Origin of the sequence: Shewanella sp. SP1S1-7 (assembly GCF_031932105.1) — a bacterium.
Taxonomy (GTDB): Bacteria; Pseudomonadota; Gammaproteobacteria; order Enterobacterales; family Shewanellaceae; genus Shewanella; species Shewanella baltica.
Genome location: NZ_JAUOEU010000002.1, coordinates 194695 through 206282, shown reverse-complemented (window position 1 = coordinate 206282; position 11588 = coordinate 194695). Strand labels below are relative to the sequence as shown.

General features: G+C 43.3%; 8 protein-coding genes and 1 other annotated feature. Of the genes, 6 read left to right on the top strand and 2 right to left on the bottom strand.

The genetic code is table 11. The annotated features are described in order from the left end of the window. Window positions 1-20 precede the first annotated feature (20 nt). The 5 genes from tyrA to Q4Q49_RS02680 all read left to right on the top strand — a co-directional run bounded on the left by tyrA (window position 21) and on the right by Q4Q49_RS02680 (window position 6210). The gene (gene tyrA, locus Q4Q49_RS02700; protein ID WP_259543818.1) at window positions 21-1160 is read left to right on the top strand and encodes a bifunctional chorismate mutase/prephenate dehydrogenase; all 1140 of its coding nucleotides are present in this window, start codon (window positions 21-23) and stop codon (window positions 1158-1160) included. 216 nt (window positions 1161-1376) lie between these two features. Further along, on the top strand, window positions 1377-3041 hold the full coding sequence (gene hcp, locus Q4Q49_RS02695; protein WP_311989665.1) for a hydroxylamine reductase: 1665 nt from the start codon (window positions 1377-1379) through the stop codon (window positions 3039-3041). A gap of 132 nt (window positions 3042-3173) precedes the next feature. Next, entirely contained in the window at window positions 3174-4343 is a 1170-nt protein-coding gene (locus tag Q4Q49_RS02690; RefSeq protein WP_311998582.1) for a hybrid-cluster NAD(P)-dependent oxidoreductase, read from the top strand. Between the two features lie 162 nt (window positions 4344-4505). Continuing rightward, window positions 4506-4841 (top strand): hypothetical protein, encoded by a 336-nt coding sequence (locus Q4Q49_RS02685; protein WP_006080796.1) that lies wholly within the window; start codon window positions 4506-4508, stop codon window positions 4839-4841. A 43-nt stretch (window positions 4842-4884) separates the two neighbouring features. Continuing rightward, window positions 4885-6210, top strand: coding sequence for a sodium:proton antiporter (locus tag Q4Q49_RS02680; protein WP_311998581.1), 1326 nt, complete (start codon window positions 4885-4887; stop codon window positions 6208-6210). Between the two features lie 165 nt (window positions 6211-6375). On the opposite strand, the gene Q4Q49_RS02675 is transcribed toward Q4Q49_RS02680, so the two are convergent. Next, window positions 6376-8370, bottom strand: a complete 1995-nt coding sequence (locus Q4Q49_RS02675; protein ID WP_311998580.1) for a chorismate mutase — start codon at window positions 8368-8370, stop codon at window positions 6376-6378. A 41-nt stretch (window positions 8371-8411) separates the two neighbouring features. After that, window positions 8412-8528, bottom strand: a sequence feature (Phe leader region). Between the two features lie 1638 nt (window positions 8529-10166). Further along, entirely contained in the window at window positions 10167-10523 is a 357-nt protein-coding gene (gene hpf, locus Q4Q49_RS02670; protein WP_006080799.1) for a ribosome hibernation-promoting factor, HPF/YfiA family, read from the bottom strand. A gap of 299 nt (window positions 10524-10822) precedes the next feature. On the opposite strand from hpf, the gene Q4Q49_RS02665 reads away from it, so the two are divergent. Further along, window positions 10823-11515 carry a cytochrome b/b6 domain-containing protein gene (locus Q4Q49_RS02665; protein WP_311998579.1) on the top strand — a complete coding sequence of 231 codons (693 nt, stop codon included), beginning with the start codon at window positions 10823-10825 and terminating at the stop codon, window positions 11513-11515. Window positions 11516-11588: the final 73 nt, after the last annotated feature.

Below are 11588 nucleotides of genomic sequence, written 5' to 3'. Positions count from 1 at the left end.
ACAGCTTAATGGACTCAGGTATGAATGAAAAAACAACGGCCGAATTAGAACATCTTCGCGGCCTGATTGATGGTGTCGATCAGCAATTATTGCATTTACTGCGTAAGCGCTTAGATCTCGTGGCGCAAGTGGGCACAGTGAAACACGGCGCCGGTTTACCGATTTATGCACCGCAGCGTGAAGCCGCCATGCTCGCTAAACGCCGCGAAGAAGCGAAAAGCATGGGGATTGCACCGCAATTAATTGAGGATATTTTACGCCGCTTGATGCGCGAGTCTTATCTCAATGAAAAAGATGTAGGCTTTAAGCAAGTTAAAAAAGATCTCGGCTCAGTGGTGATTGTCGGCGGTAAAGGGCAACTCGGTGGACTGTTTTCACAAATGCTGACCTTATCTGGCTACCAAGTGAATCTGCTCGATAAAGATGATTGGCAGCAAGCAGATAGCCTATTTGCCGATGCGGGCATGGTGTTAGTGACTGTGCCGATTGCGATTACTTGCGAGCTTATTCGCGAAAAGCTGACCCAATTACCAGCCGACTGTATTCTGGCGGATTTGACCTCCATCAAGACAGAGCCGGTTAAAGCCATGCTTGAGGCGCATTCTGGTCCTGTCGTCGGTTTCCATCCTATGTTTGGTCCCGATGTGGGCAGTCTGGCGAAACAAGTCGTGGTGGTGTGCCACGGTCGTGAGCCTGATAAATACCAATGGTTACTCGAGCAGATCGCAATATGGGGCGCGCGGATTGTCGAAGCAGAGCCTGAACGTCACGACAGTGCGATGCAGTTAGTGCAGGCAATGCGTCACTTTTCGACCTTTGTGTATGGTTTGAATCTGTGCAAGGAAGAGGCAGATATTGATACTTTACTGCAATTTAGCTCGCCGATTTATCGCTTAGAATTGGCTATGGTAGGGCGCTTATTCGCCCAAAGCCCAGAGCTTTACGCCGATATTATTTTTGCCCAGCAAGATAGCCAGCATGCTATTGGTGATTACTTAGATAACTACCGTGAAGCGTTAGAGCTGCTAAAACGCGGCGACAGGAACGAGTTTATTAAGCAGTTCCAAACCGTCGCTAAATGGTTTGGGGATTTTGCCCCTCAATTCCAGCGTGAAAGCCGTATTATGCTGCAATCGGTCAATGATATGAAAACCAATTAATAAAGAGTAAGTTACTCTTAAAAACGCCCATCATTGACGGGCGTTTTTTTATGGATTTTTGGCAGGTCTTATTGCCTTTATTAGTGATTGCTTAAGGTGATCGTTCTCTAACATTTAGCATTCCATTCTAGAAATGACTGTCGCTTATGGCGTGTTTAGGTAGACTAGTTTTAAACATGCAAAAATAAAGCATGAATTTAAATTAGGAGTCTATCCATGTTCTGTATTCAATGTGAGCAAACCATTCGTACACCCGCTGGCAATGGTTGTAGTTATTCCCAAGGTATGTGTGGCAAGTTGGCGGCAACGTCTGATCTGCAAGATTTGTTGATTTATATGTTGCAAGGCGTGTCTGTGTATGCGGTTAAAGCCCGCGAGCTGGGCATTATCGATGCTGAAATTGATAGTTTTGTGCCTAAAGCCTTTTTCGCGACCCTCACCAACGTAAATTTCGATGACGAGCGCATTATGGCCTATACCCAGCAGGCGGCTCATTATCGTACTCAGTTAAAAGCTTCTTACGAAGCGGCTTGTGAACAAGCGGGTATTGCCGTTGAGCAAGTGCCGCAAGTCGCTCAGTTAGTGCTGGGGACCAGTAAGATTGAAATGCTAGCGCAGGCACCAATTGCACTGCTGAATAAAGATAAGCATGACGTTCATGAAGACATCATGGGGTTAAGACTATTGTGTTTGTATGGCCTTAAGGGCGCGGCTGCTTATATGGAACATGCTCGCGTGCTGGGACAGACTGATGCCAATGTTTCAGGGCGCTTCCATGAAATCATGTCTTTCTTAGGTGAGCCGAGTGTCGATGGCGATAAACTATTTACCACTGCGATGGATATTGGTCAGTTGAACTACCGCATAATGGCCATGTTGGATGCGGGTGAAACTCAGGCCTTTGGTCATCCAGAGCCAACGGTGGTGAATACTAAGCCCGTTAAGGGCAAGGCAATTTTAGTCTCTGGTCATGATATGAAGGATTTAGAGCTTATCCTTGAGCAGACAGTCGGTAAGGGCATCAATGTGTTTACCCACGGCGAAATGTTGCCCGCACTGGCGTATCCTGCCTTTAAAAAATACCCACAGCTTGTCGGTAATTACGGCAGTGCTTGGCAGAATCAACAGCAAGAATTTGCCAATTTCCCTGGCGCTGTGGTGATGACGTCCAATTGTATTATCGACCCCAATGTTGGCAGTTATAGCGATCGTATCTTTACTCGTAGCATAGTGGGTTGGCCTGGTGTGGTGCATATCGAAGGCGATGATTTCTCGGCTGTGATTGATAAAGCGTTAGCATTAGAAGGCTTTATCTACGATGAAATCCCCCACACTATCACCATTGGTTTTGCCCATAATGCTTTGATGGCGGCAGCGCCAGCTGTGGTTGAAAATGTAAAAAGTGGCGCGATTAAACACTTCTTCCTCGTTGGCGGCTGCGATGGTGACAAGGCCGACAGAAGCTACTTTACTGAACTTGCTAAATCCACACCTAAGGATTCAATAATCCTGACGCTAGGCTGCGGTAAGTACAAATTCAATAAGCTCGAATTTGGTGATATTAACGGTATCCCACGCTTGCTCGATGTGGGCCAGTGTAACGATGCCTATTCTGCGATTCAGTTAGCGATTGCGTTAGCTGAAGTATTCGAATGTGATATCAATGAATTACCATTGAGTTTAGTGCTCTCTTGGTTCGAACAAAAAGCCATTGTGGTGTTACTGACACTGTTGTCACTCGGTGTGAAAAACATTCGCACAGGCCCGACACCACCTGCATTTTTAACCGCCAATCTCGCCAAAATTTTGGAGGAGAAGTTTGGCTTACGCAATACCACCACAGTTGAGGCCGATTTAAAGACCATGTTGAACGTGGCGTAAATCAGTCGGTGCTCATTGCTGCAGTCCGCTGAGTATTGTGGCTTAAATCAGCAATGAGTGGTTGCTTGACTGCGGTTTTAATTTCGATTTTGCCGAGGGTTAAAACCGCAGTGTGTTGCAGGTAAAAATGTAATGAATGCGATAAATTTGAGTGTGATGGCAGGGGCGAAAGCGCTCCATAAACCCAAAAGTGTTAACCCAGTAGACGGTGGGCCAGCGCAAATCGGAGCAGGGCTAAGTGAGCTGGTGTGCGTTGAACGCTGGAATGAAACTATCGATGTGGTGAGTTTTCGTTTTCAGGCGGGCGAGCCGATGAAGTTTGACTATAAGCCCGGCCAGTTTATGACCTTTGTGCTCGATATTAACGGCGAGCAAGTGTGCCGCAGTTATACCTTGTCGTCATCACCATCGAGACCCTATTCCTTGATGGTGACGATTAAGCGTGTGGCGGGTGGACTGGTGTCTAATTATCTTATTGATCACTTGCAGCCAGGCCAGCGTGTGCGCGTACTGCAACCGACGGGGCAATTTAACTTAGTTGATATCCCTGCGGCGAAATACTTGTTTTTGAGTGCAGGTTGCGGCATTACGCCCATGTATTCGATGTCACGTTATCTAACTGATACTCAAATTGATGTCGATATTGCCTTTGTGCACAGCGCGCGCTCAGACGCCGATATTATCTTTAAATCATCATTGGAGACGATGGCAAACCGCTTTAACGCATTCAAACTCAGTTATGCGCTGAAGTCGGCGACCGAATCACTTTTATTCTCTCCAAAGATAAGCTTTGATATAGGGCGATTAACTGCGCAGATGCTGCAAACCTTAGTGCCTGATGTTACTGAGCGAACGGTTTATCTCTGCGGGCCTGAGCCTTATATGCAGGCAGTAAAAGTGTTATTGGCCGAACTCAATTTTGATATGAGTCAGTTACACCATGAGAGTTTTGCCACCGCGGAGAAAGCCGCACGTCATCAGCTTATGCAAGCAAATTCACCTACTGAAACGCATGATAATCCACAAGCAGAGGCTTTTACCTTGCCTATTTTTAACTTAGCTATTGGGGATCGCAGCACAAAGCTAGCACAAGGGCAGAGTTTACTTGAGGGAATCGAGTCTGAAGGATTACCGATTATTGCGGCTTGTCGTTCGGGCGTATGCGGTGCGTGTAAGTGTCAAGTCTTGGAGGGAAAAACCACATCAACGAGTGTGATGACACTGAGTCCTGCGGAAATTGACGCGGGGTTTGTGCTGGCGTGCTCTACAACGTTAACGTCCGATGTGAGACTAAAACTCTAGCGCGCTGATTAGTGATAGTTATACAGGACTTATCAGGCTTATTCTTAAATGGATGGAAATATTTCTAATCCTTAGTTGCGCTTATCTCAGTGAGAACGTAAGGTTAATGACAAGGGCGTATGATGTTTGCGCCCAGTCCATTAGTCTGGCTGGAGTCTCTCAATGACAATGACAACCACTTATGCCGCAAAAATTGAAGACCGTTCTCTTGGGCATTTGTTGTACGCCTTGATGTCGGGCTTTCCCTTATTATTACTTCCCGTGCTGCTAAGTTTGTTCATTAATGTTTCCCAACGTCAATCCCATGGTAATCCATTATTGGCGTCGCATTTGCGTTGGCAACGGCATTCTAATGTCGCCTTTCTTGGCTTGTTAGTGCTGGGCTATTGCGTGCCGTTAACTTGGCTCAGTCTTTCGATTTATCTCTTTGGGATCATTTGGTTTTGCCACAGGATCATTAAAGGGTGGTTAAGTCTATTGGATGGTTTAGAAATCTAAACTTGTGCTAGAGTCTCTAAATTGATGATATTTAGAGGCTCTTATGTCCAGTTACCAAATTCTGTGTATCCTCTGCGCCTTGGCGTTAGTCACTTCGGTTGTCTCTTCACGCGTCCATAAATTGCAGGAAACTGTGGCCATTACGGCTATCGCCTTAGGTATGAGTTTGTTATTGCTCCTAGGGGGAAAGGCCTTAGGCGGACATGTTTATTTGTATTTTGTATCAGGCTTAGAGAAGCTCGATTTTCAAGCCTTGCTGCTCAATGGCATGTTAGGTTTTTTACTCTTTGCCGGTGCATTGCAGATCCGTTTAAAAATACTAAGGCATCAGAAGTGGGAGATTTTAATTCTCGCCTTTGTCAGCACTTTATTATCGACCTTTATCATAGGAGGACTGTTATTTTGGGTCGCACCTATGGTGGGTCTACCGCTACAACTCAACCACTGCTTGCTGTTTGGCGCCTTGATTTCTCCCACCGATCCCATCGCCGTTTTGGCTATTTTAAAGAAAATGGGTGCACCGGAAGATATTGCTATCCAAGTGGAGGGTGAGTCTTTATTTAACGATGGTATAGGGTTAGTGATTTTTGTGGCGATATCGCAAGTTGCTTTTTCCACTGAGCCACTGACATTTATCCATGTCTCTGAGTTATTTATCCATGTCTCTGAGTTATTTATTCGTGAAGCGGTAGGTGGGGTCATTTATGGCGGCATACTTGGCTTTTTATTGCATCATTTTTTCCGCTACTGTGAGGAAGAAACGCAATTGATGCTGGTTACACTGTTGATCCCAACCGCGGGTTATGTGATGGCGGAAGTGTTTGGAGTTTCTGGACCTTTAGCTATGGTGAGCGCGGGGATCATCATAGGTAATTTCAGTGTGCCTAAATTTTTTGCTCGCAACGAGCGAGTGAAGTTACTGACATTTTGGTCGCTGATTGAATCCTTCTTCAATGCTTTACTCTTCCTACTGCTCGGCTTACTGCTTTTGTTGGTTACTTTTAAAGCACCATTGTGGTGGTTTATGTTTGTGGCGATTCCATTGGTATTATTGGCGCGTGCCGTGAGCGTGTTATTACCTTATTTGGGCTTTAGGTTGTTTAAGTCTTACAACCCCTATGCAGAGACGATTCTGATTTGGGGTGGTTTAAGGGGAGGATTAGCACTCGCGATGGCGATGAGTTTACCTGAGGGGATTGTCATCGATGCTATTGGTGGTGTGGAGCTGAGGGAATTATTGTTAGTGATGACCTATGCCGTCGTCGTATTTTCGATTTTAGTGCAGGGCTCTACTATGACAGGGCTTATCCGCAGGAGTAATGCGGTTACCGAACCATCGAGGGCTGTCGGCTCTTCTGAAAATGCATAAAGGATGACTGGGCAGCGATAGTAAACAATATTAAGCCTGTTAGTCATCACGCTGACTTGCAGGCTTATTTCAGTCAATCAGGGATAAAAGAAGTCTCATTTATCCCTGAATACACTTCGAACTAACCCCATTTCACTTTAAATTAAATCACTCAAGATCAAAGTTTTAGACCGCCCGATATAATTCCCGCACTACAGCGCTAATTAAGTTAAGCGACTCAGAGTCATTATTGCTGTCGAGTGGGCAATTGAGTATCAATCCATCCACTTTAAGCTGCTTAATACCTTGGGTTTGAACCAGCAGGGCATCATCCGAAACGGCATAGCTAGGGTTGATCAAAATGGGCAAATGACTCGTGGCTTTAATCTGGATCAGGCTCGCCAAATCGAGTGAGGGTAGATTGGCGTTATTTAAGGTTCTAATGCCAGAGTCACACAGAATAAGTTGCTGATTGCCTTGGCTTAAGATAATTTCTGTTGCCGTGAGTAATTCTTCAAAACTTGCCATATCGTTACGTTCAAGTATTAAAGGTACAGGTAAGGTGCCCGCTTGGATGAGTAAGGTTTGATTAAACATCTGCTTACCCGCCAAGAACAGCATATCGGCGTGCTGAACGGCTAATGGCATATCGGCTTCTTGCTCTATGGCAATAATGCACACTAGACCATATTGGTGCAGGATTTGACGCAGTTTAGCTAGGGTCACTTCCGCCATAGCCACTTGATTAACGCTATTGAGCAGAACCGCTTGGAATCCTGCTTCTTTAAGCTGTTTCACTTGCTGCTCGAAAGCCGATAACGCTAAGTGTGAAATATCATTATTCAGTGTGATTTGTGCTATGGCACCGACATGCCCGGCACCGATTGTCATTGCACCGCAGTTGATCTCACTAGCTTGCTCTTTATAGGCTTTACTATATCGAACAGGGCTGGTATTTGCTCCATTCTCGCTGATAACTTGATCCTTAGAGGTGCTAGGTTCAATCAGTAACTGGCTGTTGCTCAGCTGCGTGGGCTTAACTGTTTCGCAAGGATAACAGCCTAATACTTTGATAAAACGGGTGATCCGCTCGAGTTGCTTTAAACCCGCCTGCATAGATTCACTGGAGATATTCGCATCGATATCCAAATAGAACATCTCTTCCCAAGGTGTTCCTGGAATCGGGCGTGACTCTAATTTGCTCATGTTTAACTGATGCGCTTTCAGAACCAACAGGGCTTCTACTAATGCACCGGCTTTTTGGCCCGTCGCCATAATCAATGTGGTCTTAGCGGGTAACTGCTCTGGTACGGCAACGGCTTTGCGAGCAACAACGATAAAGCGACTTTGGTTGATCTTCTGATTAGCTAAACCTGCTTCTATGGACTCAAGCTGATAGAGTGCACCACCTTCGGCGCTGCCAATCGCTGCAGCACTGTTATCTGGACTTTGGTTTACCTTTTCCATTGCTTCTGCGCTGCTTGAGCAGTATTCCAGTCTCAAGTCTTTGTGTTGAGTTAAATATCTGCTGCATTGGCTAATAGGCTGAGGGTGGGCATAGACAGTTTTGATATCAGCTAATTTACTGCCAGCTTTTCCTAGAAGGCAATGGCTGACTTCAATCGTCGTTTCACCAACGATCGATAAACTGGTGTGCTGCAGTACATCGTAGACTTCATTGATTGAACCTGAAGAAGTGTTCTCAATCGGTAGGAAACCATAATCAGCATGCCCAGACTCAACGGCTTGCACTATTTCATCGAAACTTTGGCAACCTAAGTCTAGCATTTCAACTTGGCGGCGTTGGCAATAGCGGGTCGCTGCGAGATAAGAGTAAGAGCCTCGTGCACCGAGGTAGGCGATACAATACTGCTGTTTTTGTGTTTCTGGGTTGGCACGGCCGTGAAGGTAAGCTTGTTGATTCAATACTGAATCTTCAATGATGCTCTGATAAAGGGAGATAACATAGTGGGCATCTAATCCCTTTTCTCTGCCTTCTTTCACTAGCCTAGCGAGCAGTTCTTTTTCCCTTTGAGTATCTCTGATGGGTCTGACATCCACTTCTTTACTACGGGCCACTTCTAGACTTAAGCGACGGCGCTCTGCGAGTAATGCCAGCAGTTCATTATCCAGATTGGTGATCTGCTCTCGGGTTTGATTTAAAGGCTGTGGTGTATGCATTCTGACCTCAATTGCCGCCATGTATTTTATCAATCGTTTAAGACAAAAAAGCCTCCCAGTTGGGAGGCTTTGGATTTTTACTTTCGTTTTTACACAGTAAATCCGCCTCCTAGAGTGGGGGTGTAAAAAAGAAAGTAAAAAAAGCTGCTGTTATCATTTTCATGGTCTTAAAACTAAAGGGCTAGGGCTTAGCTGTCAATCAAAACTTTCTCACAGACAGACTAAAAAGAAAGCGCACCCGGGGGTGCGCTGGTTTGAGTATGAATATATGGTCAAGCGAGTTTATCCTCCTTATAGTCAGTGTGGGACAAGGTAAAACACTCGTTTATCTTACATTTACGTGTAACAGTAAAACGTTAACAACTCACTAGATAACGACTTGCATTTACAATGAACATTAACAAGTACTTTATACGGCATAGTGTATAACATTGAAACTATGCTGTTTTGCAGTACCAGCGAACTTACGTTGACATGTCTTGCACTTATATTTTAACAATTAACACTTACATGGTTCTATAACATTAAAAACTAAAACTAACAAAACGAACATTTAAAATAAACGATTTACGGCTCATTAGTTGTACTAGGTACATATTGCTGTAAAAACAGCTTAGCCTTGTCATGCGTTTAGGTCTTGCTACTTACGTTATTACTTTTCACTTTAAAACCTAACGTGTTAATACTTGGAGCATATAACAAACTCTCATTTACTGTTATTGCATTTTTCGTCAAGTCTAGATGCCCTCCTTTTTAGTTGATAATTAAACATTATTTAAGGTGTCTATAAAATATCAAAACTCAACTAACGGTAAAAGTTAACACATTACATAAAAATATTAATACGATTTACAGTTTTTACTATACAAATAACACTAAGTAAACTAATAACTTTTAATAAAACCAACGTATTGCACTTGCATTAAACACTTACATTAAATCTCACGCTAAAAACGCTAACTTACATATCAGTGTAAATATGACTCACTTCAAATCACTAATCTACATCTAACTAAATGTGACAGTTGTTACCTCATTTATCTCGATGTTTAGCACGAATTGGTGCCGACCCGTTTTACAATAAGCACTTTTGGTAAAGTAGCTTATGTTAATGTGACTTTTGTTTATTTTTACCTGGGCCTCCATTGTGGATATAAAAAATTGGATAGTTAAAGGTTTCGCTAATGTACTCGTTTGTACTTGTTGCGCTGTACTCAGCTCCTTATGTTTACTCTGGTATTCAGCAATGCCGCCTGTTTCTGGTGGTCGTCCTGTTATTCGGTCAAAATTGAGCACTACTTTTAGTAAATGCCAACATACTTGATTGTAACTAATATCAACAATATCAATATTATCAAATTGTTCGCTTTGCGTTGCCTCCTTTCTTAACTTACTATTGAAAGTGGAACCTAGTTGAAAGTATAACGTTGAGCTTTTGAACGTGGAAATTATAAGTAAAATTAATTATTAACAGTAAATCTTAGAACTTAAAACTATATAGCTTAGATTGGTCGTTCTCCTTAGTTATATCCAGTAACGTTATTTATAAAAAATATCTGTTAATCAATATATGTAAATCAAAATTTAAAGTAAATCAACATTTGAAACGATTTAAATTCGCACCACTTCGATTCTTGCTGTCACTTTGTAAAGTGTAGTAGGTATTTAGTCAAACGAACTGTTTTTTTCATCATTAAAATGATTGCACTAAGCTTTTGTAAAAACTGTGATCTGATTAAATATTTCTACTTTATTGCTCTCAAAGTGATGCGTTTCTCGCACTCACTAAACTTAAATTATGCCGCATCTTCCTCCTCGTACTCGTCGTCAACTTCAACAATATTATTAGTCGGTGTTAATGATGTGGAACGTTGTGCTTCCGGTTTGTGTGTTATGCGATTGAGCTGCTTCTCTAATTTTTGGCCCATAGCGTTAATCGCAGTATATAAATTTTCATGTTTTGCTTGAGCGAAGAGTTCTCCATTTGGGATGCCAACCGATGCTTCAATTTTGAAACCAGGTTTCTCCTCCGTAATGATTACATGGGGATTTATCATTTGCACATCATGCCTTGAAAGTTTTTCGAAACGGCTTTCAATACGTTCGCGAATAGGAGATGTGACTTCAAGTTGCTTGCTAGTAATCTTTAGCATATTTCGAACCTTCTGTTGTTTCCTTGGATTTCAGATTACCAAGGTCTGCACTATAAAACGAGATCTAGATCACATTTTTGTGCCAGTTAGTTACTGTTCGTTGGATATTTGATCACTTAGACAAATATCAATAATTCCTGGCCAAAAAGCCTTGTATTGCCTGCTAAATCGGGTCATATTCGATGGGATAACTCCGCAGTCTTTGCCCTTATTTACTTATATTTACTTTAAGTTTCATCCCAAATCCCGATAAAATACCTCAACTTATTTCATTCGTTCACTTTGAGTTTGCCCATTTTATGAATACTGAACACGTTAAGATTAAGGTCTGGGATTTACCCACGCGAATTTTCCATTGGGGCATGGTGTGTCTGTTGGCGCTTCTATGGTGGAGTGCTGACGCTGGCGAAATGCAGTGGCATCAAATTTTTGCTTATAGTTTGCTGATCCTCATTGGATTTAGGATCTTCTGGGGGATCATTGGTAGCGATACGGCAAGGTTTAGCCACTTTGTTCATCACCCTAAGGTTGTGCTCGACTACTTGAAAGCAATCAAAACCAAGGGAATGTCCGTTGTGCTGGGGCACAATCCTATTGGTGGCTACATGGTTGTCGCACTGATTGGGATCATTAGCCTGCAATTAGTCACAGGCCTTTTTGCGACCGATGATATTTTTACCGAAGGTCCGCTCTATAGCTATGTCAGTTCAGATACCAGTGGATTTTTGACTTGGCTACATAAGATGAACTTTAACCTTATCCTAGCGCTGAGTGCCATTCATGTACTGGCAGTGGTTATCCATGCCATCAAGGGCGATAAGTTAGTTGGTGCTATGCTCAGTGGCTACAAGAAGGTCTCTAAGGTGACACTGTCATCAAGCGTGAATCGTGATCTTACATTCAAGTCAGAGTGGCTTGCCTTAGTGCTGCTGGCTGTATTAGCGGCTGTGGTCTTTGTGTATTTAATGTGGCCGATAGTGCAAGTGCTATAGTTTTACGCAGAGTGTTTGAGTAACAAAAAGCCTGCTAATAAGCAGGCTTTTTGATGGACGATGTCCCGTCCTG

Excerpts from the sequence above, each read along its gene's own strand:
- Q4Q49_RS02675 (WP_311998580.1), bottom strand. The coding sequence starts at position 8,370 with ATGCATACACCACAGCCTTTAAATCAAACCCGAGAGCAGATCACCAAT.
- hpf (WP_006080799.1), bottom strand. The coding sequence starts at position 10,523 with ATGCTAAAGATTACTAGCAAGCAACTTGAAGTCACATCTCCTATTCGC.
- hcp (WP_311989665.1), top strand. The coding sequence starts at position 1,377 with ATGTTCTGTATTCAATGTGAGCAAACCATTCGTACACCCGCTGGCAAT.
- tyrA (WP_259543818.1), top strand. The coding sequence starts at position 21 with ATGAATGAAAAAACAACGGCCGAATTAGAACATCTTCGCGGCCTGATT.
- Q4Q49_RS02665 (WP_311998579.1), top strand. The coding sequence starts at position 10,823 with ATGAATACTGAACACGTTAAGATTAAGGTCTGGGATTTACCCACGCGA.
- Q4Q49_RS02680 (WP_311998581.1), top strand. The coding sequence starts at position 4,885 with ATGTCCAGTTACCAAATTCTGTGTATCCTCTGCGCCTTGGCGTTAGTC.
- Q4Q49_RS02690 (WP_311998582.1), top strand. The coding sequence starts at position 3,174 with ATGAATGCGATAAATTTGAGTGTGATGGCAGGGGCGAAAGCGCTCCAT.
- Q4Q49_RS02685 (WP_006080796.1), top strand. The coding sequence starts at position 4,506 with ATGACAATGACAACCACTTATGCCGCAAAAATTGAAGACCGTTCTCTT.